Origin of the sequence: Mixta intestinalis, assembly GCF_009914055.1 — a bacterium.
Classification (GTDB): Bacteria; Pseudomonadota; Gammaproteobacteria; order Enterobacterales; family Enterobacteriaceae; genus Mixta; species Mixta intestinalis.
In genome coordinates, this window is sequence record NZ_CP028271.1 from 696,745 (window position 1) to 721,905 (window position 25,161).

24 protein-coding genes and 1 pseudogene are annotated in these 25,161 nt (G+C 55.4%); 16 read left to right on the plus strand and 9 right to left on the minus strand.

Going from position 1 to position 25,161, the window contains the following annotated elements; all coding sequences use genetic code 11:
• Positions 1-121: 121 nt before the first annotated feature.
• Together C7M51_RS03260 and C7M51_RS03265 are read left to right on the plus strand one after the other, a co-directional pair.
• The gene (locus C7M51_RS03260) at positions 122-757 is read left to right on the plus strand and encodes a hypothetical protein (protein ID WP_160620475.1); all 636 of its coding nucleotides are present in this window, start codon (positions 122-124) and stop codon (positions 755-757) included.
• The gene (locus tag C7M51_RS03265; protein ID WP_160620477.1) at positions 729-938 is read left to right on the plus strand and encodes a hypothetical protein; all 210 of its coding nucleotides are present in this window, start codon (positions 729-731) and stop codon (positions 936-938) included. The genes C7M51_RS03260 and C7M51_RS03265 overlap by 29 nt, the downstream gene beginning before the upstream one ends.
• 112 nt (positions 939-1,050) lie before the next feature.
• Here C7M51_RS03265 and C7M51_RS03270 read toward each other — a convergent pair whose 3' ends face one another.
• Positions 1,051-1,542 carry a YciE/YciF ferroxidase family protein gene (locus C7M51_RS03270; RefSeq protein ID WP_160620479.1) on the minus strand — a complete coding sequence of 164 codons (492 nt, stop codon included), beginning with the start codon at positions 1,540-1,542 and terminating at the stop codon, positions 1,051-1,053.
• A 505-nt stretch (positions 1,543-2,047) separates the two neighbouring features.
• Here C7M51_RS03270 and C7M51_RS03275 point away from each other — a divergent pair.
• From C7M51_RS03275 to C7M51_RS03305, 7 genes are all read left to right on the plus strand, one after another.
• Entirely contained in the window at positions 2,048-3,157 is a 1,110-nt protein-coding gene (locus tag C7M51_RS03275; RefSeq protein ID WP_160620481.1) for a suppressor of fused domain protein, read from the plus strand.
• A gap of 114 nt (positions 3,158-3,271) precedes the next feature.
• Positions 3,272-5,167 (plus strand): methyl-accepting chemotaxis protein, encoded by a 1,896-nt coding sequence (locus C7M51_RS03280; protein ID WP_160620483.1) that lies wholly within the window; start codon positions 3,272-3,274, stop codon positions 5,165-5,167.
• Between the two features lie 146 nt (positions 5,168-5,313).
• Complete coding sequence (gene idi / locus C7M51_RS03285; protein ID WP_160620485.1) at positions 5,314-5,880, plus strand: isopentenyl-diphosphate Delta-isomerase; 567 nt, start codon at positions 5,314-5,316, stop codon at positions 5,878-5,880.
• 215 nt (positions 5,881-6,095) lie between these two features.
• Positions 6,096-7,016: a glycine betaine ABC transporter substrate-binding protein OsmF gene (osmF, locus tag C7M51_RS03290; RefSeq protein WP_160620487.1), complete on the plus strand. Its 921-nt coding sequence runs from the start codon at positions 6,096-6,098 to the stop codon at positions 7,014-7,016.
• 40 nt (positions 7,017-7,056) lie between these two features.
• The gene (locus C7M51_RS03295) at positions 7,057-8,217 is read left to right on the plus strand and encodes an ABC transporter permease (protein ID WP_160620489.1); all 1,161 of its coding nucleotides are present in this window, start codon (positions 7,057-7,059) and stop codon (positions 8,215-8,217) included.
• Positions 8,214-9,152 (plus strand): ABC transporter ATP-binding protein, encoded by a 939-nt coding sequence (locus C7M51_RS03300; RefSeq protein WP_160620490.1) that lies wholly within the window; start codon positions 8,214-8,216, stop codon positions 9,150-9,152. Before C7M51_RS03295 ends, C7M51_RS03300 begins: the two co-directional genes overlap by 4 nt.
• Complete coding sequence (locus C7M51_RS03305) at positions 9,152-9,883, plus strand: ABC transporter permease (protein WP_160623547.1); 732 nt, start codon at positions 9,152-9,154, stop codon at positions 9,881-9,883. Before C7M51_RS03300 ends, C7M51_RS03305 begins: the two co-directional genes overlap by 1 nt.
• A gap of 177 nt (positions 9,884-10,060) precedes the next feature.
• Here C7M51_RS03305 and C7M51_RS03310 read toward each other — a convergent pair whose 3' ends face one another.
• A complete protein-coding gene (locus C7M51_RS03310) occupies positions 10,061-10,795 on the minus strand; it encodes a MerR family transcriptional regulator (protein ID WP_160620491.1) in 735 nt (244 codons plus the stop codon).
• Between the two features lie 196 nt (positions 10,796-10,991).
• Between C7M51_RS03310 and C7M51_RS03315 the strand changes: the two genes are divergently transcribed.
• The 3 genes from C7M51_RS03315 to ybiB all read left to right on the plus strand — a co-directional run bounded on the left by C7M51_RS03315 (position 10,992) and on the right by ybiB (position 14,790).
• Positions 10,992-11,510, plus strand: coding sequence for a GNAT family N-acetyltransferase (locus C7M51_RS03315; protein WP_160620492.1), 519 nt, complete (start codon positions 10,992-10,994; stop codon positions 11,508-11,510).
• A 115-nt stretch (positions 11,511-11,625) separates the two neighbouring features.
• The gene (gene dinG, locus C7M51_RS03320; RefSeq protein ID WP_160620493.1) at positions 11,626-13,794 is read left to right on the plus strand and encodes an ATP-dependent DNA helicase DinG; all 2,169 of its coding nucleotides are present in this window, start codon (positions 11,626-11,628) and stop codon (positions 13,792-13,794) included.
• A gap of 3 nt (positions 13,795-13,797) precedes the next feature.
• The gene (gene ybiB / locus C7M51_RS03325) at positions 13,798-14,790 is read left to right on the plus strand and encodes a DNA-binding protein YbiB (protein WP_160623548.1); all 993 of its coding nucleotides are present in this window, start codon (positions 13,798-13,800) and stop codon (positions 14,788-14,790) included.
• 8 nt (positions 14,791-14,798) lie between these two features.
• Here ybiB and C7M51_RS03330 read toward each other — a convergent pair whose 3' ends face one another.
• Together C7M51_RS03330 and C7M51_RS03335 are read right to left on the minus strand one after the other, a co-directional pair.
• Positions 14,799-15,959 carry a M20 aminoacylase family protein gene (locus C7M51_RS03330; protein WP_160620494.1) on the minus strand — a complete coding sequence of 387 codons (1,161 nt, stop codon included), beginning with the start codon at positions 15,957-15,959 and terminating at the stop codon, positions 14,799-14,801.
• A gap of 46 nt (positions 15,960-16,005) precedes the next feature.
• Positions 16,006-16,641 carry a flavin reductase family protein gene (locus tag C7M51_RS03335; RefSeq protein WP_160620495.1) on the minus strand — a complete coding sequence of 212 codons (636 nt, stop codon included), beginning with the start codon at positions 16,639-16,641 and terminating at the stop codon, positions 16,006-16,008.
• A 124-nt stretch (positions 16,642-16,765) separates the two neighbouring features.
• Between C7M51_RS03335 and rlmF the strand changes: the two genes are divergently transcribed.
• Positions 16,766-17,701, plus strand: a complete 936-nt coding sequence (gene rlmF / locus C7M51_RS03340) for a 23S rRNA (adenine(1618)-N(6))-methyltransferase RlmF (RefSeq protein WP_160620496.1) — start codon at positions 16,766-16,768, stop codon at positions 17,699-17,701.
• Positions 17,702-17,704: 3 nt separating this feature from the next.
• Here the strand turns inward: rlmF and ybiO are convergent, their stop codons facing one another.
• The 4 genes and pseudogenes from ybiO to rhtA form a co-directional block, all read right to left on the minus strand.
• The gene (ybiO, locus tag C7M51_RS03345; protein ID WP_160620497.1) at positions 17,705-19,978 is read right to left on the minus strand and encodes a mechanosensitive channel protein; all 2,274 of its coding nucleotides are present in this window, start codon (positions 19,976-19,978) and stop codon (positions 17,705-17,707) included.
• A 116-nt stretch (positions 19,979-20,094) separates the two neighbouring features.
• Positions 20,095-20,235 (minus strand): annotated as a pseudogene (gene glnH / locus C7M51_RS22405) (glutamine ABC transporter substrate-binding protein GlnH); the annotation flags it as partial.
• A 59-nt stretch (positions 20,236-20,294) separates the two neighbouring features.
• Positions 20,295-20,798, minus strand: a complete 504-nt coding sequence (gene dps / locus C7M51_RS03355; RefSeq protein ID WP_141174710.1) for a DNA starvation/stationary phase protection protein Dps — start codon at positions 20,796-20,798, stop codon at positions 20,295-20,297.
• 380 nt (positions 20,799-21,178) lie between these two features.
• Positions 21,179-22,087 carry a threonine/homoserine exporter RhtA gene (rhtA, locus tag C7M51_RS03360; RefSeq protein ID WP_160620498.1) on the minus strand — a complete coding sequence of 303 codons (909 nt, stop codon included), beginning with the start codon at positions 22,085-22,087 and terminating at the stop codon, positions 21,179-21,181.
• A 390-nt stretch (positions 22,088-22,477) separates the two neighbouring features.
• On the opposite strand from rhtA, the gene ompX reads away from it, so the two are divergent.
• Positions 22,478-22,990 (plus strand): outer membrane protein OmpX, encoded by a 513-nt coding sequence (gene ompX / locus C7M51_RS03365; RefSeq protein ID WP_160620499.1) that lies wholly within the window; start codon positions 22,478-22,480, stop codon positions 22,988-22,990.
• A gap of 119 nt (positions 22,991-23,109) precedes the next feature.
• Here ompX and C7M51_RS03370 read toward each other — a convergent pair whose 3' ends face one another.
• Positions 23,110-23,292, minus strand: a complete 183-nt coding sequence (locus C7M51_RS03370; RefSeq protein WP_160620500.1) for a hypothetical protein — start codon at positions 23,290-23,292, stop codon at positions 23,110-23,112.
• A 266-nt stretch (positions 23,293-23,558) separates the two neighbouring features.
• On the opposite strand from C7M51_RS03370, the gene mntR reads away from it, so the two are divergent.
• Together mntR and C7M51_RS03380 are read left to right on the plus strand one after the other, a co-directional pair.
• A complete protein-coding gene (gene mntR, locus C7M51_RS03375) occupies positions 23,559-24,020 on the plus strand; it encodes a manganese-binding transcriptional regulator MntR (protein ID WP_160620501.1) in 462 nt (153 codons plus the stop codon).
• Positions 24,021-24,044: 24 nt separating this feature from the next.
• Positions 24,045-25,151 carry an SLC13 family permease gene (locus C7M51_RS03380; RefSeq protein ID WP_160620502.1) on the plus strand — a complete coding sequence of 369 codons (1,107 nt, stop codon included), beginning with the start codon at positions 24,045-24,047 and terminating at the stop codon, positions 25,149-25,151.
• Positions 25,152-25,161: the final 10 nt, after the last annotated feature.

Here is a 25,161-nt window from a genome sequence, read left to right on the forward strand (position 1 = left end):
ATTATTAGTATGGGAGTTTTTAATTATGGTACTTGTTAACTTGGGAATGGAGATGATAAAGTCTGTTTTTTTATAAGATAACATATCTGACAGGCATGCCTGTTTAAAAGATTATATGACTATGGATAAGAAAGAAATAGCTTACGGTATTTTAGCAGGTATTTCATCTGTACCAGGCGGAATTTATAATGGAATAAAAAGAACTTGGCAGGGGAGTGGTTTGTCTGGTAGCGATCTTAAATCCAGAAACCAAATTGAAACGGAAAGGTTTTTTAAGCTTGTTAAATCATTAGGAAATAAAGAAGAGCCAGTTAGGCGTTTGATTACTACAGTAATGCTGGATTTTTATGAAAGGCTGGATGAAAGTACACGATCGGCTATTAATGACAAAATTGGTTATGGTTTGGGTCGGTTAGCGGGTAAAACCGGAGCGCAGTTCATGTTCGCTCATACTGTAACTACTACGATGATTCGCCATGCTGCGTCAACATATGCATGGCGTAAGTTTATTCATTTCGGAACTTCTTTTTCGCTAAACATTTTGATGATTCAGGGGCTGATAGAAGAAGCAGCCTTAGCCTCAAGGCGCATGCAATATAAATACAGAATGACTTACGATAAGGTTTCCCGAAACAATCTTGATATGGTTTATTTTCTCGTTGAACCGCAACTGGAGCCTTACCTTGAATATCTGAATGTACATAACATAATTTGCAAAGGAGTTCAGAGTGAAATATGCAAAATTCTCGGTAGTTAAATTTTTTAGCTGGGCAGTCTCGCATATTTTAGAGGCAGTTATCACCGGAGTCTGTTCCTTTGCTGCGCTTATGTCGCTATTTTTATTTAATGGTTTTATGAAATTCATCGGTTTCTCCGGCTTTTTTCTACTGGGCTATTTGCTCACCTTGGGGCTGGGGTTACTGCGCAATGAAAGATAACGTTGTGTTAATCTGTATAGATGCGTATTAAAAACCGATCGGCAGCTAACCAATCGGTTTATACAGGCTCTGTAGAAAAAATCAAACGGGGATAGCCCTTTGATGGCGTGCGTCAGGCAGCGTGCTGATTTACCTGCTGCTCCGCCAGCATAGTCAGTTTTTCATCGGTGGTTTTTTCTTCATCCAGGGTACTCTTCAGGATAGAGATAACATTGTCATAGCCCAGATTTTTCGCCAACGCCATCAGCGAACCGTAGCTCGATATCTCATAATGTTCGACTTTCTGAGCGGCAACAATCAGACCCGCATCACGCACCGGCCCTTCCTCTACTTCCTGAATAATCTCCTCACCCTCCTTGATAAGCCCTTCCATCGCCACGCAGGTGACGTTCTGTAACGCTACCCGATCGAGCGCCTGGATAACCTGGTCGAGCCGCTCAATATGGCCTTTGGTTTCTTCCAGATGCTGCGTAAAACCTTCGACAAGTTTCGCTTCGGTAGCGGCCTCCGCCATTTTCGGCAGCGCCCTGGTTAACTGAACTTCCGCGCTGTAAACATCGCTCAAAGTATGAACAAACAGATCGTTTAGCGATTGCATCGTCATAAGTCTGTCTCCCTCTGATGGTGTATATCGGTGTACTGCATTAGCTTTAAAAGCCTGGTAGAGGTGATGCTGTCAGGCAACTATCTGGCGTTTCGCTTTTAACTGCATGAAAAATAATTGTTTATTAAATTCTATGCTAATGATTTCTAATAATAAACAATATAAACAATGACTTATTTACTGAGTAATGCTGCGTAAAAGAGTGTGAAATCTTATTGCTGAACGTAGCGGCAGACAGCTAAAGACATTTATTTGCCCGTTATCGTCTTCAAAAAGCGCCAAAGAAGAGTTTTAACCCATTTATGTCATTACGGGCAGCGTCACGGAAAAACAGCGCGGAGGCATTTTGCCTGCCATGGCTAATTTTCTTGCGGTGTTTCAGGGCGCGTAAAATGCTGCATTATGCATGATTTTGAGACTTTTACCCTTGCCGCTGCGTGGCGAGAAAAGGGATCCTACCCTATTATCGGGGAAAATGGATTCCTCTACGTTGCGTTGAGGCATTATGACAAATTCGCAGTTGATTGCTGAGGTCACCAATCAGCAACAGACGTTAACCGCCATCATCGAACAGACCGAACGGGCCGCCTATTTCTATATCTGGCCCACCGAGCCGTTTCGCTCGCGCTTTGCGGTACGTGGCTGCTGGCTGCGTAACCTGTTGCCTGCGCCGTTGCAGGAAGATCGTGAAGCGATAGAACAGGGCATTGCGCCACTGCTCAGCGCCGACTGCTGCCGTACGCTGGAGGCGGAGCCCGCGCTCGATCCCGCCGGGCTGCAAATTATCTGGGAACCAACCGACGATGGTGCCGCGGTCTGGTATCAGGGACAGCTGCTGGCGGTTATTCCTGGCTGGAGCCTTTATCAAAATAAACAGGTCAGCTTTTCCGCAGGCTGTATTAAAGAGAACCGGCTGACCGCGCCGCTCGGTTCTGCCTCGACTAATCAATATTACGCCATGGCGCTGACACACCGGCAGTTCTGGCGCGACTGGCATGATGGTCATCTCTGGCAGCCGGTGGAACACGATTTATTGCAGTGTTACGAAGCGCACTATGGCCCGTCGGTGAAATATTACGGCATCGATCAAGGGCGCTGGCCACCGATGGCGCTTTCACAGCACTATCATCAGGGCGTCTGGTATTTCTTTACTCTGGGCATGTGTATCCGTCCGATGCCCTGGGTCGATTTTCTCTATGAGGATCTGGCACCGCAGTATCGCCGTACCGAACTGGCGATGGCGATCGATGCGGAAGTCATGACCGAAGATAATGCTATCCGCATGGCCAGCGCGCTGGCGAACTATGCGCACTATCCCTGGAGCAGCCTTAACTGGCTGGGCGAGGGGCATATCCTCACTTCCTCCGTCGCGCCGGTTGGCTTTGAAGGATTTTTACTTTCCGCCACGCTCGGCGGTGAAAGCGGTCAGTTTACGCTGCCGAAGCGCGAAGGCGAGCGGGTTAACCTGCTTTGGACCACGCCGGTTACCGCCGCAGAGCAGGCATTTGCTCAGCAGGAAGATAGTGGAGGAATGCAGCTGGTTACGCGCCTGTTGCAGTATGGAGCCAGCCACATTTTCCGCCCGCGTCAGCAGGTAGTTGAACAGGAAGAATAATCAGTCTCGCCGCGCAATATTTGAAAAAATTTGATCGCGATCGCCTCAAGGAACGCCCTTACACGCCGTTAACATCAGAAGGGCAATCAGGCCCTTTCAGTTAAGGGTGTGGACATGTTAAAAACGACGCAGGCCCGCTTTACGTTAGCCCTGGTAGCGTTTTTTCTGCTGCTGATGGCGGTTACCGTAGTGGTTATTAATCTCTTTGTTTCCCCGCAGTTAAAAACCAATGAAGAGCGTCTGGTTCGCTATGAGGTGGATGCGCTGGCGGCGCGGATCGTCGAGCAGATGAACCGCGTACAGGCACAGCAGCGCACAATTACTGAGGCGGTCAGCGTTATGGACAGCGCGTCTATCGACAGCCTGCTGCCTGCGCTGGTGAACCAGTATCAGGACAGCAACGTTTTCGGCGGCGGCATCTGGCCATTACCCGGTATGCGCGCGGCGGACCGGGAAAGATTCAGTACCTTCTTCGCCCGCGACGCCAGCGCCCATCTGCAACTGAACACCTTCTGGAACTCGCCGGAAGCGGATAAATATTACGAACAGCCGTGGTACAAAGCGGGACTGGCCGCCGGAAAAGGCAGCTGCGCCTGGGCTAACGCCTATCAGGATGCCGCCAGCCCGCAGCCGCGTACCAACTGTGCGATGGCGATCTACCGTAACGGGGCCGTATGGGGCGTTTCTACCATCGACGTAACGCTGGGATTCTTTAACCATCTGGCAAAAGAGATGGGTGAAGTGATCCAGGGGCGCGTATTAATCGTCGAAGCAGACGGTAAAGTGGTGGGTAACGCGGCGCTGGTGAACGATACGCCAAAGCTGCAAAACCTGAGCGAGCTGGGCCTGTCACTCGCCACGCCGTTGAAAACGTTGCTGGCCAGAGCCGGACAACAGCCGGTTGAAAGCCAGTATCAGGATGAAACCGGCGATCGCACGCTGTTCGTGCAGCCGATTGCCGGTAGCCCCTGGTATCTGGCAAGCGATGTGCCGACCAGCCTGCTGACGCAGCAGACGCACTCTATGCTCTCGCGTCTTGGCGTGGTACAGATCCCTCTGGCGATTGTGCTGCTGTTGGTGCTGTTGGGTTTCATCCGCAGTATGATGAAACGTCTGAGCCTGCTGAATGATAATATTCTGGCGCTCTCTACCGGCGGTGCCGATCTCACGCAGCGTCTGCCTGCCAGCAACAGCCCGGAATTTAACGCTGTCGCGCAGAGCTTCAATCAGTTTATCTCTTATCTTCAGGGGCTGATGCGTCAGGTTGGCGACAGTGCGCTGGCGATAACTTCCGCCTCGCGCCAGATAGCCAGCGGTAACCTCGATCTCTCTGCCCGCACCGAAGAGCAGTCCAGCTCAATCGTTGAAACGGCGGCCTCAATGGAACAGCTGACCGGCACCGTACGCCAGAATGCCGACAATGCCACTCATGCCAGCCAGCTGGCGGATAACGCGGCGCAGGTGGCGGCACGCGGCACCGAGGTAGTGCGTCACGTTGTTACCACTATGGGCGATATTGATGCTTCATCGCGTAAGGTCGTGGATATTATCAGCGTGATCGACAGCATCGCCTTTCAGACCAACATCCTGGCGCTGAACGCGGCGGTAGAGGCGGCGCGTGCCGGAGAGCAGGGGCGTGGTTTTGCCGTGGTCGCCAGCGAAGTGCGCAACCTTGCCCAGCGCTCCGCTAACTCAGCGCGTGAAATTAAAAAGCTGATCGAAACCTCGGTAGCAAGTATTGATGCGGGCAGTCGACTGGTAGGCGAGGCGGGTAACACCATGGATGAACTGATGCAGGGCGTCGCCAGCGTCACCACGCTGATGGGAGAAATTATGTCTGCCAGCCGTGAGCAGAGCATGGGGATCGATCAGGTCAACGTGGCGATTAACCAGCTCGATAGCACGACGCAGCAGAACGCCGCGCTGGTGCAGCAGGTTTCCGCCGCCGCGCAGGCGATGGAGGAGCAGAGCGTGCAGCTGGAACAGGTTGTGAAAGCGTTCAAACTGTAAAAAAGCCTTCAGGCGTCCCGTTAATTTACGGGACGCCGCACAGATAAAAATTTTTTCGTGCGGTTTGTGATAAAGACAATCACATTTTTCGCCAGGCGCGGCGGCGGATATGTCACAATGGCTAAGACAAATCTGAAGGAGCCTGCATGTCTGCTATTGAAGTTATCCTTGTTGATCATCTCGATCGCCCTACCGGTAAAATGGAAAAGCTGGAAGTTCATCAAAAGGGATTACTGCACCGCGCGGTGACGGTTTACGTTTTCAACCGTCAACATGAGCTGCTGTTGCAGCGGCGCGCCAGCGGCAAGTATCACTGCGGCGGTCTCTGGAGCAATACCTGCTGTGGACATCCCTGTCCAGATGAATCGACGCGCGCGGCGGCGGAACGGCGGCTGTATGAAGAGATGGGGCTGCGCCTCGCGCTGACGCCGGTGTTTGAGCTGAGCTATAACCTGCCGCTGAGTAACGGGCTGACGGAGCATGAATATGGGCACGTTTTTTTCGCCGTTAGCGACTGTCAACCACAGCTTAATCCTGACGAAGCTGATGCCAGCCGCTGGCTCTCGCTGGCAGAGATCGAGCAAGAGATAGCACGCCATCCCGAACGTTTTACTCCGTGGTTTTTACATACCTTCGCACGTATTCCTGCTCACCTGGCGCGTTTTACGCAAGGCGCTGCTGCACAAGAAACCCCGCTCGCCGCCTGTAGCTAACAATGGCGGGCTGCCGCAGCCGATGTTTTTAACGCCCGCCTGAACCGCCCATTTATTCCTGACTCTGCTTATGATGCGGCCCGACGTCATCAGCCGCTCTCTCTTTTCCGCTGGTATCTCTTCCTGGGTAGCATCCCGCAGAAAAAATGTGTTTTTCCGACATGCACGGCGAATTGCGCTACGCTTTGAAAAACTCTTAATAAAAGGAAAAAACTATGGCTTTCGCTACTGCACGTCGCGGCTTAATAACGCTTACCGCACTGCTCGCGCTGGTGGGAAGTGCGCATGCTGCTGATGCGGTACGCGTGGGATCTAAAATTGATACGGAAGGCTCGCTGCTGGGCAATATTATTTTGCAGGTGCTGGAAAAACATGGCGTGCCGACGGTAAATAAGATTCAGCTTGGCAACACGCAGGTGGTGCGCGGCGCTATTGTGGCGGGCGAACTGGATATCTATCCCGAATATACCGGTAACGGCGCATTTTTCTTTAATCAGGCGGGCGATGCCGCCTGGAAAAATGCCAAAGCGGGCTATGAGAAGGTAAAAAAAGAGGACGCCGAGAAAAACCAGCTGGTCTGGCTGACGCCTGCGCCTGCTAATAACACCTGGACCATCGCGGTGCGCGGCGATCTGGCGCAAAAAGCGCAGCTGGCCTCGCTGGCCGATCTCAGCCGCTATCTGAAACAGGGCGGCAACTTTAAGCTGGCCGCTTCCGCCGAGTTTATTGAGCGCGCCGATGCGCTGCCCGCGTTTGAAAAAGCTTATGGCTTTAAGCTGGAACAGGATCAGCTGTTGTCGCTGGCGGGCGGTGATACTGCGGTAACGATCAAAGCGGCGGCGCAGCAAACCTCCGGAGTCAATGCTGCGATGGCGTACGGCACCGATGGCCCGGTTGCCGCGCTGGGGCTGCAAACTCTGAGCGATCCGCAGGGCGTACAGCCTATCTACGCGCCTGCGCCGGTGATCCGCGCCGCGGTGCTGAAACAGCATCCTGATATCGCTAACTGGCTACAGCCGGTGTTTGCCGCGCTGGATGAAAAGGCGCTACAGTCACTGAACGCCAAAATTGCCGTTGAAGGCCAGGATGCGAAAAAAGTCGCTGCCGACTGGCTGCAACAGAACAAACTGCTGTAGCGGGTACGCCTGATAACCTCATCAGGCTGATGGAGTGATTTTGCGATTCGCCCTGTATAACCGCGTCCTGCTGCTGCTGACGCTGCTGCTGACGGCAGCGCTGTTTGCGCTGCCGTTTGCCAGCTTTGCCCCTAATCGGCTTGTCTCCGGTCAGCCGGTGATGTTAACGCAGCTGCTGCATGGCGCGGGCTGGCTGATTTTAGTCATTCTGCCCCTGCTGTTTTTGCTTGCCTGGCAGCCGCTTAAACGCCCAACCTTCATCCTGACGTTATCGCTCAGTGAACTGCTGTTAACGCTGTTGGTAGCATTAGGCGGCCATGCGGCAGAGACGCTGGCGCAGGAGAGCAACACGCTGGCGCGCACCGGTTTCGGTAGTGGGCTGTGGGCAGCCTGTGCGCTCTGCTTGCTGATCGCGTCAGATAGCGTGATGCGCCTGACGCGTAACGCCTCGCTGCGGCTGCTGCTGAATGCGCAGCTATGGCTGCCGCTGTTTCTGCTGCTGCTCGGCGGGCAGCTCGATCAGCTGTCTCTGCTGAAAGAGTACGCCAACCGCCAGGATGTGTTCGATCAGGCGCTGGCGCGTCATTTATTGCTGCTGATCGCCACGCTGATCCCGACGTTGATGCTGGGCGTGCCGTTGGGCGTCCTCTGCTATCGCCGCCCGCGCTGGCAGGCCTCCGTCTTTTCCGTACTGAATATTATCCAGACCGTGCCGTCAGTGGCGCTGTTTGGGCTGCTGATTGCGCCGCTGGCTGGATTGGTTAGTCGCTTTCCCTGGCTGGCGCGGCTGGGCGTTAGCGGTATTGGCCTGGCTCCCGCGCTGATTGCCTTAGTGCTTTATGCGCTGCTGCCGCTGGTACGCAGCGTGGTGGCCGGACTGCAACAGGTGCCTGCGGGCGTCAGGGAAACCGCCAGCGGCATGGGCATGTCGCGCATCCAACGTTTCTGGCTGGTTGAGGTGCCGCTGGCGCTGCCGGTATTGCTCAGCGGCCTGCGGGTGGTGACTATCCAGACGGTTGGCATGGCGGTGATCGCCGCGCTAATTGGCGCGGGCGGTTTCGGCGCCATTATCTTTCAGGGGCTGTTAAGCAGTGCACTGGAGCTGGTGCTGCTTGGCGTTATTCCGGTGGTTGCGCTGGCGGTGCTGGTGGATGCCCTGTTTAAAATCCTTATCTCGCTGCTGGAGAAGCGCAATCTATGATCCAGTTTAATCAGGTCAGTAAATTTTTTGCCAATAAGGCGGCGGTGGATGGGATTAACCTGCATATCGCCGAAGGGACTTTTACCGTGCTGATCGGTACCTCCGGCTCCGGCAAATCGACCACGCTAAAAATGATTAACCGGCTAATTGAGCATGATGCAGGCACCATCCAGTTTGCCGGTAAAGAGATTCGCAGCTTCGATGCGCAGGCGCTGCGGCGACGCATGGGCTATGCCATTCAGTCAATTGGGCTGTTTCCGCACTGGACGGTGGAAAAAAATATCGCCACCGTACCAGGCCTGCTGAAATGGCCGCAGGCGAAGAGACAGGCGCGGGTAACCGAGCTGCTGGCGCTGCTTAACCTTGATGATGAACTGCGCCACCGTTATCCGCATCAGCTTTCCGGTGGGCAGCAGCAGCGCGTTGGTGTGGCAAGGGCGCTGGCTGCCGATCCTGAAGTGCTGTTGATGGATGAGCCCTTTGGCGCACTCGATCCGGTTACCCGTGGCGCGCTACAACAGGAGATGATTCGTATTCATCGCCTGCTGGGACGCACTATCGTACTGGTCACACACGATATCGATGAGGCGCTAACGCTGGCGGATAATATTGTACTGATGGATAACGGACGCATCGTGCAGCAGGGTAAACCGCTGGATCTGCTGGCGCGTCCGGCGAATGAGTTTGTTCGCGATTTTTTTGGGCGCGGCGAGCTGGGCGTGCGTCTGCTGGCGCTGGACCAGGCCGGCGCAGCGGCCCGACGCGGCGAATGGCTGGAGGAGACAGCGCCGATTACTGCTGATACCTCGCTGCGCGAAGCGCTCTCACTGTTTATTACCCGCCAGACCGATAAGCTGCCGGTGACCGACTCCCTGGGCGTGCCGCTGGGCGTGCTGCACTTTAGCGATCTGCTACGCCAGCGCGAGGGGGCATGATGAGGTGGCTGTACGATCCACTGCTGTGGCTTATCGTGCTGTTTGTGCTGCTGTTGCTGGCGATGCCGTACAGCGGCCCGTTATTTGCCGCCTGGTTTCCGCAGCTGGATCGTCCGGTCTACCAGCAGGAAAGTTTTTTACGGCTGGCGCTGGCGCATATTACGTTAGTAGCCGCCTCCAGCTTCGGCGCCACGCTGATCGGCATCAGTGCGGGCATCGCTGTGACGCGCCGTGCCGGGCGTGAGTTTCGTCCGCTGATCGAGACGCTGGCCGCTGCCGGACAAACTTTTCCGCCGGTAGCGGTACTGGCGGTAGCGGTGCCGGTGATCGGTTTCGGCGAGTGGCCTGCGGCGATTGCGCTGCTGCTGTATGGCATCCTGCCCATTTTGCAGGGAACGCTGGCGGGGCTGGAATCGGTGCCGGAAAGCGCACGCGAAGTGGCGCACGGCGTTGGCATGGGCGGCTGGCAGCGGCTGACGCGTGTTGAGTTACCGCTGGCAGCGCCGGTGATACTGGCAGGCATTCGTACCTCAACCATTATCAACATCGGTACTGCGGCGATCGCCTCAACGGTGGGGGCCAAAAGCCTGGGATCGCCGGTGATTATCGGCCTGAGCGGATTTAATACGGCGTATGTGATTCAGGGGGCGGTGCTGGTGGCGTTACTGGCGCTGGTGGTAGATCGCCTGTTTGAGCGCCTGCAACGCTGGCTTAGCGGGAATGTAAAATAATGGTGTAGCCCACCAGCATTAAACCGCCGGTGCCGCCGACCGCCATGATAAAAAAGAGCGTGCCGACCAGGAATTTCTGCCAGTTCATCGTATTGCCTGTAAAGATAAAACATGAGAACGGATCATAGCGCGATCCGCCCTCGGCGACCAGGTAATTTACGCCTCTTTAACGCAGATTTAACTGTGACCGTGCAGAGCAATTAAGAAACCCTGTTCGTGCCAGTGAGCAAACTGCTCCATTTGTCGCCGGGTCAGCTTTTTACCGGTCCAGACGAAAATCTGTTGTCCAGGAAACAGCTCAGGGCGTGGGTTTTCCAGCGGTTCTGCCAGTACATCCATGCGCCATCCTGCCTGCGCCAGCCGCCAGGCCTCCAGCCAGATGCGGGTACGATCTTCCACGCCCCAGCCAATAATCAGCGCATCTTTACCCGCTTTTTTACGCGTGCCGGTCAGGCAGAAAGCAACATAATCAATCAGCGCGCCATCAAGCAGGCTGCACATCGCCTTTGCGGTATTTTGATCCAGTCCGAGGCGCTGTCGTACCGGGACAAATACGTGATCGATAAGCGCATCCACAGGATGTTCACGACCGATCGCGGCAATTTTTGTTCGCAACTTAGAAGGACGTACATAGCGCAGCACGCTCATCACTTCTTCCTGCAACGACACCCAGCCATCATGGGCATTTACGTTGTCGCCTTCCAGCAGCGCCTTAACTTTACCTACCGGCACGCCGCTTTCGATCCAGCGCTTGATCTCTTCAATGCGCTGGATATCTTCATCGTCAAACTGTCGGTGCCCGCCTTCGGTACGCTGTGGCTTCAGCAGCCCATAGCGACGCTGCCATGCGCGTAACGTTACCGGGTTGATACCACAGCGTTCGGCGACATCACCGATGCTGTATAGGGTCATGCACTTCCTCTGCTTGTCATAGGAACGGGAATTTCTGCTTTAACCTTAGCGGAGGTGCGGCAAGTTGTACATTCTTTTTTAGATTGTACAACTTGATCGCACCCACAAAACTACGCATTCTCATTTTGTTAAGCATACCAATAGCGGCGTATGGCTATCCCGCAAAAATGAGCGCTTTTTTACCACAGGAGTGTCGATGATCGAGTATCAGCTACTGAACGGACAGCAGGCACGCGGCGAGCTGGAAGCGCTGACCGATGTGCTACAGGGATGCGTAACGGATGGTGCCAGCGTAGGTTTTATCGATCCGATGGATCGCCCGTTGATGCGCAACTTCTGGCTGGATATTTTCGCCAGTCTCGATCGCGACGAGCGGCTGTTGCTGGTGGCGCGCCAGCGGCGACAGGTAGTAGCGACCGTCATCATTATCTGGAACAGCATGCCCAATGGCCGCCATCGGGCCGAAATCGGCAAGCTGTTGGTACATCCGGCTGCGCGTCGGCAGGGCATTGCGCGCCAGCTGATGCAGCGGGCGGAACAGTATGTCAGAGAGGCGGGGCGCAGCCTGATGGTGCTGGATACCCGCAGCGGCGATATCGCCAGCCTGCTCTATCTTTCGCTCGGCTGGGAGATCGCGGGCGCGATTCCTTATTACGCGCAGTCTCCTGAAGGCGCGATGGATGCCACGACCGTCATGTATAAACGGCTGGCTTAGTTTCTGCTCCACGCCTGCTCGTTACGGAAGCTATCTTCCAGATTCGCTGATAAGCGGCTGACGCCAGCGCGATACTGTGTAAAAATACAGGTTATCAAGGCAGGAAGAGAGCAAGATGGCATTAACCGCAGCGTTAAAAGCGCAGATTGGCGAATGGTATAAAGCGCTGCAACAGCAGGTTCCCGATTTTATTCCGCGTGCGCCGCAGCGGCAGATGATTGCCGAAGTGGCAAAAACCCTGACCGGTGAAGAAGGGCGGCACCTGGCGATTGAAGCGCCTACCGGCGTGGGTAAAACCCTTTCCTATCTAATTCCCGGTATCGCCGTTGGGCGGGCGGAAGAGAAGCCGCTGATCGTCAGCACGGCGAACGTGGCGTTGCAGGATCAGATCTACAGTAAAGATTTGCCGTTGCTGAAAAAAATTATTCCCGAACTGAAATTCACCGCTGCCTTCGGGCGTGGGCGCTATGTTTGTCCGCGTAACCTGAACGCGCTGGCGACCGACAGCGAACAGCAGGGCGATCTGTTGCTGTTTCTCGATGAAGAGATGGTTGCCAGCAAAGAAGAGCGAACGCAGTGCGTCAGGCTGGAGAAAGCGTTAAACCGCTATCAGTGGGACGGTCTGCGCGATCACAGTGAAGAGGCGATTGGCGATTCGCTCTGGCAACGGCTCAGTACCGATAAAGCGAACTGTCTGGGGCGTAACTGCCACTGGTATCGTGAGTGTCCCTTTTTCGTTGCCCGTCGCGAGATAGAACAGGCGGATGTGGTGGTGGCGAACCATGCACTGGTGATGGCGGCGCTGGAGAGCGAATCGGTGCTGCCGCCAGCCAAACAGCTGCTGCTGGTGCTGGATGAGGGGCATCACCTGCCGGAAGTGGCGCGCGACGCGCTGGAAACCAGCGCTGATATTTCGCCAGGCTTTACCCACCTGCAACTCGATCTCTTTGTACGGCTGGTGGAAACCTGTATGGCGCAGTTTCGACCGAAAACGCCGCCGCCGCTGGCAAATGTTGAAAGGCTGAAAATCCACTGTGATGAATGGCGCGAACAGCTCGCCAGCCTGGTGCGCATTCTGGCGCTCTGGCTGCCGCCGGAGCCGCAGGAGGCGGAATTTCGCTTTGAAATGGGGCAGCTGCCAGACGAGATGATGGCGCTGTGCGCCCGGCTCTACAAACTGAGCGACGGGCTACGCGGGCTGGCGGAAGCGCTGCTGAACGATCTTAGCGAGAAAACCGGGCAGTATGACGTGGTACGTCTGCATCGCACGTTATTGCAGATGAACCGTGCTTTTGGCTGGTTTGAAGGCATCAGCAAGCTGTGGCGGCTGGCGTCAATGGAGCATGCTTCCGGCGCGCCGGTGTCGAAATGGGTCAGCCGTGAGCTGCGCGAAGGGCAGCCGCACCTTTTTTTCCACTGTGCCGGTATCCGCGTCAGCGAACAGCTGGAGAAGCTATTGTGGCGCAAAGTACCGCATGTGGTGCTGACTTCGGCTACGTTACAGTCGCTAAACAGCTTTAACCGCCTGCAGGAGCTTTCCGGCCTGAGCGAAAAGGTGGGCGACCGCTTTGTGGCTCTTGGCTCGCCCTTTAACCATGTGGAGCAGGGGCGACTGGTTATTCCGCAGATGCGCTACGAGCCGCTGATGGCAAACGAGGCGCAGCATATCGCCGAGATGGCCCATTTCTTTCGTCATCAGGTCGAGGCGGGCGAGCACAAGGGTATGCTGGTACTGTTCGCCAGCAATCGCGCCATGCAGCAATTTATCTCGCATCTCAGCGATCTGCGTCTGATGCTGCTGGTGCAGGGCGATCAGCCACGCTACCGGCTGGTAGAGTTACACCGCAAGCGGGTAGAGCAGGGAGAAACCAGCGTGCTGGTAGGGCTACAGTCGTTTGCCGAAGGGCTCGATCTGAAAGGCGAACTGCTGACGCAGGTACATATTCATAAAATTGCTTTTCCGCCGGTGGACAGTCCGGTAATTTTGACAGAAGGCGAGTGGCTGAAAAGCCTGAAGCGCTATCCGTTTGAGGTGCAAAGCTTGCCGAGCGCCTCCTTTACCCTGATACAGCAGGTAGGGCGCTTAATTCGTAGCCACCAGTGTAGCGGTGAAATCGTGATTTACGATCGGCGTCTGATGACCAAAGCCTATGGTGCGCGCCTGTTAAAAGCGCTGCCGGTTTTCCCCATCGCGCAGCCGCCGATGCCTGACGGCCCGATAAAGCAGCCAGAGCGTGCCAAAACGGTTCCGGCGGGACGACGACGAAAAAAGGAAAAGCGTTAAATGTTGCAGTACAGCCAACTGATTAAAGAAGTGGGACGCGGCAAAAACCACGCCCGCGATCTCGATGAAGAGACCGCTTATCAACTCTATCGTGCCATGCTGAATGATGAAGTGCCGGAGCTGGAGCTGGGGGCGCTGCTGGTGGCAATGCGCATTAAGGGAGAAGGCGAGGCGGAGCTGGCGGGCTTTTATCGCGCCCTGCAACAGCGCGTGCTGCCGTTGACGCCGCCCGCAGGCAAGCCGTTGCCGATAGTGATCCCCAGCTATAACGGCGCACGTCGCCAGGGTAACCTGACGCCGCTGCTGGCGCTGCTGCTCTCGCGCCTCGGTTTTCCGGTGGTGGTACATGGCGTCAGTGAAGATGCCACGCGCGTCACCAGCGAGGCGGTGTTTCAGGCGCTGGGGATTGCGCCCGCCGCCGATATCGCGCAGGCGCAGACGAGGCTGGAGAGCGGCGAGCCAGTCTTTATCAGCGTGGATACGCTCTGTCCGCCGCTAGCGAAACAGCTGGGACTGCGCTGGCGGCTGGGAGTGCGCAACAGCGCCCATACGCTGGCGAAGCTGATTACGCCATTTGGCGAAACGGCGGCGCTGCGTCTTGCCAGCGTCTCGCACCCGGAATACATTCCGCGCGTCGGTAAATTTTTCAGCGCCAGCGGTGGCATCGCGCTGTTGCTGAACGGCACGGAAGGAGAGGTTTACGCTAATCCTTTACGCTGTCCATCCATCGCCTGGATTAATGGTGCTGGGGCCGAGCCGCAGGAGCTGTTGGCGCGTCAACCTGAGCAGCGCTGCGAACTGCCGCAGAGTAAGGACGCGGCAACTACCGCCGCCTGGATTCAGCAGGTAGTGGAGAAGGCGCGTCCGGTGCCGCAGGCGCTGCGGCTGCAAATTGCGTGCTGCTATGTCGCCAGCGGGCGCAGTACGTCGCTGGAGGCGGCGCTGGCGCAGCTGGATGCCGCAGGCTATCCGGCACAGGCTGAGGCCGGCGAATAACGCGCTGGTCAGGCAGCTGGCGGCAGACGGGCTTCTACCAGCCGCTGCCAGAAGGCAACGCCATGTTCAATCAGCGCGTCGTTAAAATCATAGTACGCGTTATGCAGCGGGCGGGAAGGGGTAGCGCCGTCTGCGCCCAGCCAGAAATAGGCGCCGGGGCAGGCCTCCAGCATACAGGCGAAATCTTCTGACGCCATCGAAGGGTTCACCTGCCAATGCACCTTCTCTGTGCCAAACTGTGCGCTGGCGACTTCACGCACCAGCGCGGCGGCGGCGGCGTTATTACGCGTTACCGGATAGCCGGGATACCAGCGAATCGCGCCTTCTACGCCCAGCGGTTGTGGCAGCGTCCGGGCAAAATCGGCTACCAGCGCCCGCACTTTCTCTCTGACGTCGCTTTGCAGGCAGCGAACCGTACCGCGCAGGGTCACTTTCTCTGGTATCACATTGATCGCTTCGCCGCCGTGAATCTGCGTCACGCTGACCACCGAAGAGGCAAGCGGCGAGAGCCGCCGTGCCGGAATCGTCTGTAGCGCCACGATTAGCTGGGCCGCCGCCACAACCGGATCGGCACCGCTTTCCGGCATCGCCGCATGGCAGCTTTTACCGCTCAGGGTGATTTCAAAGGCGTCGAGCGAGGCCATCATCGCGTCGCTGTTGATCGCCACTTCGCCAAGGGGGAGTCCGGGCCAGTTATGCAGCGCATAAACCGCATCCATCGGGAAGCGCTGAAATAATCCTTCCTCCACCATGCGTCGTGCGCCGCCGAGGTTCTCCTCCGCGGGCTGAAAAATAAAATGCACCGTACCGCTGAAGCGGCGCGTTTGCGCCAGCCATTTGGCGCTGGCCAGCAGCATGGCGGTATGGCCATCGTGGCCGCAGGCGTGCATCACGCCGGGGTGCTGCGAATGCCAGGCGCAGTGGCCCAGCTCGGCGATCGGCAGCGCATCCATATCGGCACGCAGGCCGATAGTTGCGCCCGGCCCGGTTTCCAGCGTGCCGATAACACCGGTGCCCGCCAGGCCGGTAGCAACCTGTAGCCCAAAACTGCGCAGCTGTTGCGCGACAAAGCGGGCGGTCACCTGTTCTTCGTAGCCCAGCTCCGGGCTGGCGTGCAGCTGGCGACGCCATTGTATTGCTTCTTTAATTAACGCTGCGGGTACGTTCATCGCGCTTCTCCCTACAGGCCATGCTGCATGTCATGGCGGGTTATCCTTAGGGTTTTTTACGGGCGTCGGGGCGAATCAAATCGAAACGCTGCGCTTCGCTGATACCATACCAGGCGCTGGGGCCACCGGCGCGTAATACCGGCTCCGCCTTGCTGGTTTGATAAATACCTTCCTCCAGCAAATCGGGATCGATATGTACCGCCACCACTTCGCCGAGGATCAACCAGCCATCCAGTGCGACGCCGTCAGCGTTATGCAGCTGCAAATGCTGCGTCAGGCGACACTCGAAATTAACCGGGCTTTCTGCCACCATCGGTGCCTGCACCAGGCTGCCCGGGAGCGGCGTCAGCCCGGTCAGGGCAAATTCATCAGTGTCGTGCGGCACCGAGGCGGAGCTTTCATTTGCCGCTTCCGCCAGCGAGCGAGTCACCAGGTTCCAGACAAACTCGCCGGTTTCCAGAATATTGCGCACGCTGTCTTTCTTGCCCTGGCTGGAGAAGCCGATAATTGGCGGCTGGTAATTGAAGCAGTTAAAGAAGCTGTAGGGTGCCAGGTTGCGCTCGCCCGCCGCGCTTTGTGAACTAATCCAGCCGATAGGACGTGGGGCGATGATGGCATTCAGCGGATCGTGCGGCAGGCCGTGACCGGCGCGCGGCTGATAAGAGTAGCGTTGACGAGACATGATGATCCTTATTGTGGGTTAATCTTTTCATCTTAGCCTGTTCAGCGTGAAAAAATGCGCGGCAATTGTTTACGCTTTTTTCCGTAGCGGGTATCTTACGCGGCGTTACCAGAGAGAGAACCTGATGAAACAGCCCGCCACCAAGAGTCAATTGCACCCCCGTAATCGTCATCGTCAACGCTACGATTTTCCCGCGCTGATCGCCGCCCACCCTGCGTTGCAGGCGTTTATTGTCACCACGCCGCGTGGCGACAGCTCGATCGATTTTGCCGATCCGCAGGCGGTAAAAACCCTGAATCAGGCGCTGCTGAAACACTTTTATCAGATCGAGAGCTGGGATATTCCGGACGGCTTTCTCTGCCCGCCGGTGCCGGGACGTGCCGATTACCTGCACTGGCTGGCCGATCTGCTGGCGGAAGATAATCAGCAGCAGGTGCCGCGTGATATTAACCTGCTGGATATCGGCTGCGGCGCTAACTGCATCTATCCGCTGATTGGCTATCGCGAATATGGCTGGCGCTTTACCGGCTCAGAAGTCAACCCGCAGGCGATGAAGGCGGCGGGCGCGATTCTGGACGCTAACCCGTCTCTGCGCCGCGGTATCCGTCTGCGCCGACAGTCAGAAAGTAAACACATCTTCCGCGGCATCATTCACAAAAATGAGTTTTACCACGCCACCATCTGTAATCCGCCGTTCCACGCCTCCAGCGAGCAGGCGGCAGAGGGTAGCACCCGTAAGGCGCGGAATTTAGGCCTGGAAAAAGGTGCGCCGCTCAATTTCGGCGGTCAGCAGGGTGAACTATGGTGCGAAGGCGGCGAGCTGGCCTTTATCGGCCAGAGCATTACGGAAAGCGTTGATTACGCACGCCAGGTGGTTTGGTTCACTTCGCTGGTCTCGCGGCGCGAGCATCTGCCCGCGCTGCGTCAGGCGCTGGCCGATGCCGGTGCGCACGAGGTGCGTATTATAGATATGGCCCAGGGACAGAAGCAGAGCCGCTTTATCGCCTGGACCTTTATGGACAGCGCGGCGCGGGCGCGGTTGATGAAGCCGCGCGCCTGAGGATTATTCCGGCGCTGGCAGGTTCTTTATCGCCGTATTGCCAGCGCTTTCTTCGCCGTGCTGCATCAGCTGCACCGTCTGGCGCGGTGCTTTAATCCCCGCCGCGTCAAAGTGTTTCTTTACCAGTTCATCCAGCGCAAAACGCACCGTCCACTGTTTCAGCGGCTGGGTGGTGATGGAGACGCGCACGGTAAAGGCGCGCTCGGTCAGCCCTACCAGCCCGGCGAAGTTCGGCTCACCAATAATCAGCGGGCGAATATCTTCACGCGTCAGTAACTCATCCACCGCAGCCCGCAGCGCGGCGTTGGCCCGATCGCTGTTTTCGTGGCGATCGACATCATAATTGGCGACAAAAGAGCCGATACCGCGTACAAAGTTGGCGAAGGTCGTGATCGATGACCAGGGAATAATGTGATAGGCACCGGTATCCTGGCGCACGCCGACTGAGCGGATCGACATACGTTCAACCGTGCCGGTCAGCGGCCCGATGGTGACCAGATCGCCAGTATTCATGCCGTTCTCAAACTGAATGAAGATACCGGTAATAATGTCTTTTACCAGCGTCTGCGAACCGAAAGAGACCGCCAGTCCCAGCGCGCCTGCGCCCGCCAGCAGCGGCGCGATATTCACGCCTATTTCCGACAGTACGATCATAATAGTGATGGTGCTGATTATCACCGCCAGCGCGTTACGGAACAGCGTTAACAGCGTACGCGTACGGGCGCTGGGCATTGGGCGTCCATGAATATCGGAGGAGAGGCGGCTCTCAATCAGGCTGGCCAGCAGCGTCCAGCCCACCGCCGAGAACAGCAGGATCATAAAGACGCGGATCAGCACGTCCACCAGCCTTTCACCCGCACCGGCGGTAAGCCAGTACCAGAGATCGAACAGGTTCCAGGCATTCAACAGCAGCAGCACGACGGCAAAGACGGTGAGAATACGCGCTGCCTTCAGCATAAAGGAGATCCAGCCGTTAATTCGCTTTTGTAGCTCCGGATAAGTGCGGCGCAGCTCCGGCGACAGGATGATGGTTTTGCTGATCCTGCGCGTCAGCATACCGGAGACCAGCGCGCCGAGGCCGATAATTACCAGGCTACGTACCGTGGCCGACATCATAAATTGCAGACTGTCGCCGGGATTAAAGATCGAAAAGAAAAACAGCACGATAAAGTAGGCGCAGGCGATCCAGTGCCAGATGAAGGCAAAGGCGCGGATAAACAGCGAAAAGAAAGAGAGCGAGCGCTCGGAAAGGCTAATCAGTTCACGCTGAATGCTGCGCCGGTTATGGAAAATCAGCCACAGCGCCCAGGCGGTCATCAGGCCCATAATGATTACGTTAATCAGCGCGCCTACCTGCACGTTAACCTGGTTGGAGACGATCGGCACCACGACCAGCAGGCCATAACCAATCAGACCGCTCAGCCAGCTCAGGCGGGTATGCCAGTAACGCGCCCGCAGGTCGCTAAGCGGAAAGGGGCGCAGCTCCGGGTAGCGCGGGCAGAAAATCAGCCGCAGTACCGCCTTAAAAAATTCAATCAACGCGAAGGCGTTAAGGAATAGCCCCTGTTGCCGGGCGATGGTGCGGCTACCGGCATTGAGGTTATCGCTGAGGATCTGGCCGACAAACAGCGCCAGCGCCAACAGCAGCAGATCGGTAACAAAAGCACCGAAAATCGTGAGCGGCAGATGTAACCAGCTACCGGGATGGTTGCTCTTTTTCCGTCCCCACTGGCCCATACGTCGGTAAAGTGGCGAAACCAGCATGCGGATCAGCCAGTAGAAGGCGAACAGCGCAACGGCGAGCATCAGAAAATGGTTAAGCGCGTTGAAAAAGGTTTGCTGGTTAAAGGTTTTGTGTGGGGCAGAGAAGATATTGTGATAAAGATGAATAAAGCTGCCGGCGAATTTCCCGCCATACTGGCGTGTCACCTCGGTAACGCTTTGCAAGACGGTTTTGTCTTCCTCTTCCTCTGCCGTGGGCGGCGTCAGCTCTGGCGCTGTGGTATCAGAGGGGTTGGCGGCGGCATTGCGCAATTGCTCAATCAGCGCTTCACGTGACCGATCGTTTTCCAGAATTGTCGCCAGCGCGCTCCAGGCCGCTTTCTTTTCCTCTAACGTGGGTTCATGCTGAGCTGTATCGGCGGCAGGCTTCTGGGCCTGCTGGCTGGCAACGGCGGCGGGCATCGATACCGCCTGTGCCGCAGGGTTCAGGCTAAACAACAGGACGAACAGAATTCCCTTGCGCAGGCGTAACCACGCGGCATTAATTCCCAACATCTTTTTCCTCAGGGCAACAAATACGGCGACATTGCCAGCAAAGTATAGACGCTGATTATTTGACGTTATTCTGAATTCCTTCAGGACATAAGAGCTAAAAAAGCCCGCGACTCCTATAAATTAATGTCGAAGCCGACATATTTATCGCCCTGTTTAAATTCGAACGGCATGAAGGCGCTATTGGTAGCGATGCCCAGCAAGCGGTGGGGGAATAAGGGAGTGACTAAGATGCTGAATGCGTTGTAAAGTGATAACAAAAAGGCGAAAAAAAACGGATGGTTTCCCATCCGCCTGGTGGTTTCGGTTAAGCGCGTGATTACTCGATGTTAGATTCGATAAACCACAGGAATTTATCCAAATCGCGTGATGCGGCAGTAAAGATATCTGCGGTATCTTCGTCATTCACTTCGGTAATGGCTTTACGCACGTCATTGGCTACCAGACCGTAGCGGTCAGCCAGCGCTTTCAGATGATCCTGAACGCTGTGAATATTCAGCGGGTAGCTCTGAAGCGGGGTTTTATCTGCCACTACCTGCGCCGTACCCAGCGCAACGCCGCCCAGCTGAACCACACGTTCTGCCATGGTATCCTGATGATCGGTAATGGCGGTACGGAAGCCGTCCAGCATTTCATGTACGCCGATAAAGTTAGCGCCACGCATGTTCCAGTGCGCCTGTTTAGTAATCAGCGACAGGTCGATGAATTCGACAACCAGACGATTAAGTACCTCGATGGTAGCTTTTTTCTCGTTCTCCGCCACGTTGTTACGGGTATAAATCAGATCGGAAGAATTCGTTTTAACCAGTTTTGCGGTACTCATCATTAATATCCTCTAATGTCGTTTGTCCTAATTAAGCACGGGATTAAGTATAGCACCGGTTTGAAAGGTTGCCGGAAAGTTGTTGTCTATGGCACAAATAGGGGTTATCGAATTGCCAATAAAGGAATTTTTTTATTTTTTCCGACAGAAGTAATGACCGGCTTATTGTTCGCTGGTGCAATGTAATTATTTTAACTTTATGATTTTTATAATTTAATTATTTTAATCTGGCAAAGTGCCGTAATTGATAATTAATTTGAGTAAGTTTTACAAAATATAAACCGTAGCCAAACGGCAGCGCAGAGAGCATATTACGATTTGTTATGAAAGGATATTCAGCCCGGGAAACCAGGCTGACCAGGAATATTCGTAAAAATTGACTAATTACTGTTATCAAGAGCGACAACGGTCACTTTACGCGGGCGGCTGGTAACGGTGGCTCCAGCCGAAGCAATAACGATCGCCAGCAGGCCCAGCCACTGCACCAGCGTTAGCGATTCACCAAGAAAAATCATGCCGGAGAGCGCGCCCATTGCTGGTTCCATGCTGGTCAGGGTGCCAAAAGTAGGGGCCGGTAGCCGCGTTAACGCCATCATCTCCAGTGAATAGGGCAGCGCGGTAGAAAGCACCGCGACCGCCAGCGCCATCGGCAGCAGAGAGAACTGCCAGATACCTTCGGAGGCGAAGGTGAGGCCCAGCGGAACAAAAATAATCGACGCGATAATTGAACCTGCCGCCACCGTTGCCGGGCCATGTTCTGCCCCGGCACGCTGGCCCGCCAGTATGTAAAGCGCCCAGCAGACGCCTGCACCTACCGCCAGCGCGGCACCTTTAGGATCGACATGGTTGATGCTCTGGCCCAGCGGCAGCAGCCACCACAGCCCCAGTACCGCAATCAGTACCCAGATAAAATCACGCGGCCGCCGCGAACCAAACAGCGCCAGGGCCAACGGGCCGGTAAACTCCAGCGCAACCGCCACGCCCAGCGGCACGGTACTGATAGAGAGGTAGAACAGATAGTTCATACCGCCCAGCGCCAGCCCGTAAAGCACCAGCGCTTTACGCTGCCGGGCATCAAAGCGCAGCCGCCAGGGTTTAAAGATGATACAGAGAATGATCGTACCCAGACCAAGGCGCAGCGCGGTAATACCCGGTGCACCGGCGCTGGGAAACAGGGATTTTGCCAGAGCCGCGCCGCCCTGAATGGAGATCATCGCTATCAGTAAAACGATAAGCGGTAAAATTGCCTGTGATGAGGTTAACGAGCTACGTAGAGAGCGAAAAGACATCCTTTAATCTGCCTTGGTTATCCATGAGCGGGTAGGATGCTTAGTGTACTCGCGACGTACCAAAAAGATCGACTGAGGGGGAAATTTTTCGCTCTGCAAAGAAAATTTTTATTGAGAGGTGATGAAATTTTGAGCGGTTTGCTGGCTTTCTGCGTAAAGAAGTGTCAGATTTATTTAAGAACTATCTTAATGAACCTTTTTTTATCTCACCAGGAAACAAGGGGTAAAAAGCGATTTTTTTAAGTAAAAAGAACAACCTGCGACAATTCATTAACTTTCTGTTACACGAAACTATCTGTTAGACAATGATTTCAAGGCAGAGTTTCCCGCTGAGTTTTGTTATATTTTCAGCGTTGTCAGGAGAGAAGTACTATCACATTTGAGGTGGTTATGAAAAAAATTGCATGTCTTTCAGCACTGGCTTGTGTACTGGCTGTTACTGCCGGTTCCGCAATGGCGCAAAGCACCGTTTCTGGCGGTTACGCTCAGAGCGATATGCAGGGCGTTGCGAACAAAGCTAACGGCTTCAACCTGAAATATCGTTACGAAGATGGCTCTAACCCACTGGGCTGGATCGGTTCTTTCACTTACACTGAGAAAGATCGTAGCGAAAACGGCTTTTACAACAAAGGCCAATACTACAGCATCACCGGTGGTCCGGCTTACCGTTTTAACGACTGGGCAAGCATCTACGGCGTAGTAGGTATCGGCTACGGTAAATTCCAGCAGAACGAGCAGGCTGTTCGTAACAAAACCGACACCAGCGATGTTGGCTTTTCTTACGGTGCTGGTCTGCAGTTCAACCCGTATGAAAACTTCGCTATCGACGTAGGCTACGAGCAGAGCCGTATCCGCAGCGTTGACGTTGGCACCTGGATCGCAGGCGTTGGCTACAGCTTCTAATCTTGCTCACAGGCAGGATAACAAAAACGGCCCTGAGAGGGGCCGTTTTTTTGTCTCTGCACTACGCAAACTTCCGTTTTTCAGATAAACCCGTCATGGCAGAAATTTGCCAGGCCGCGTCAGATAAGGCGTGAGCAGGGGGCGTCTTCAGGGCATCCGTCGCTGAGCAAGGCCAGCAGCGCCAGGCGCAGGCGGAACGGTGAGCGCGTCAGCAGGCAGAGTAAACTTCTCCAGTTGAAATCAGCCTGACGTGAGCGCTGAACACATTTGCCACAGTCAAGACAGCGTTTCATTGTGTTCATGGAAACCTCCGGTTTATCGTCTGGCGAGTAACATGCACAGCCCCGCTATAAACAGCAGAAACATTAGCAACAGCAGATAAGGTTCATTCATTTTCGGACTCCTTTGCTGTCGGGCTGGCTACTTTATCAACAAATATAGCACTGGCTATATCCCTTAGCCAATGCTAAATAGCGAAAATTTGTGCTTCGTTGCCGATGGTTTACAATGTGCCACTTACAGACCGGCAGCGCCTGACATGACCGGTTGAAAAATAAGAGGAAGCTGAATGAGTCGTCGTGCAAAGCCCGTTCCCGCCACGCTTAACGGGCCATTAAAAGAAATAGAAGAGCATGTCGAAGGTTTCCGGCAGGTTCGCGAAGCACATCGTCGTGAATTGATTGATGACTACGTCGAGCTTATCTCCGATTTAATTCGTGAGTTTGGCGAGGCGCGCCAGGTGGATATGGCTGCACGGCTGGGGGTTTCTCAGCCAACGGTAGCTAAGATGCTTAAGCGCCTCGGCAGCGCCGGACTTGTTGAACAGGTGCCTTATCGCGGCGTCTTTCTTACCGGCGAAGGTGAAAAACTGGCGGAAGAGAGCCGGGCGCGACATCACATCGTGGAGATGTTTTTGCTGGCGTTGGGCATCAGCCCCGATACCGCACGCCGCGATGCGGAGGGGATTGAGCATCACGTCAGCGATGAAACCCTGCGTGTTTTTCGTCAGTTCTGTGAAAGCCGACAATAGTTTCTCTTATTAGCACAGATCGCTATGGCAACCTTACTTAAGCCGTTTTTGCATGACCGTTTTTTGCACCTGCTGCTGCTGTTAGGGCTGCTGCTGGCCTGCATCGTTCCTTTTCAGTGGCGCGATCTGCCCGCTGCCGTAGACTGGCATACCATTGTTACGCTGTGCGGCCTGCTGATGCTGACGCGGGGCATTGAGTCCAGCGGTTATTTTGAGGTGCTGGGCCGTAAGCTGATTCGGCGCTTCCGCCATGAGCGCGCGCTGGCGCTGTTTATGGTCTGCGGCGCGGCGTTACTCTCAACGTTTCTTACCAACGATGTTGCACTGTTTATTCTGGTGCCGCTGACTCTGACGCTGCGTCAGGCCACCACGCTACCGGTGATGCGCCTGATTATCTTCGAAGCGCTGGCGGTTAACGCCGGTTCGATGCTGACGCCTATCGGTAATCCGCAAAATATCCTGTTATGGGGCACCAGCGGGGCAAGCTTCGGTGCCTTTGTCTGGCAAATGCTGCCGCCTGCGGCGGTTATTCTGCTCAGCCTTCTGTTGCTAACCGGCTTTGCCTTCCGCGCCAAACCTATTCAGCAACAGACGCAGCCGCCGGTCAGCTGGCGTCGTTCACTGCTCTGGCTCAGCGTGGCGCTCTATCTGCTGTTTATTGTGGCGCTGGAGTTGAAGCTGGCAGCCTGGGCGCTGCTGCCGATCTTTGCCGCTTATTTGTTGATGGCACGGCGGGTGTTGTTGCAAATTGACTGGAGCCTGCTGGTGGTTTTTATCGCCATGTTTATCGACGTTCATTTGCTGACGCGATTGCCTGCGCTACAGCAGGGCATGCAGATGCTAACTCAGACCGGAGAGGGCGGACGCTTTCTGTTAGCGGCAGGGCTTTCACAGGTTATTAGCAATGTACCGGCTACTATTTTGCTGTTGCAGTTCCTTCCCGCTAACGCGTTGCTGGCATGGGCGGTCAATATCGGCGGTTTTGGGCTGCTGCCGGGATCGCTGGCTAATCTGATTGCGCTGCGTATGGCGCAGGATCGCCGCATCTGGTGGCAATTTCATCTCTTTTCTATACCAATGCTGCTGTGGGCCATGCTGTGCGGCTGGCTGCTCTGGCTGCTGTTGCACTGACGAAACGGCA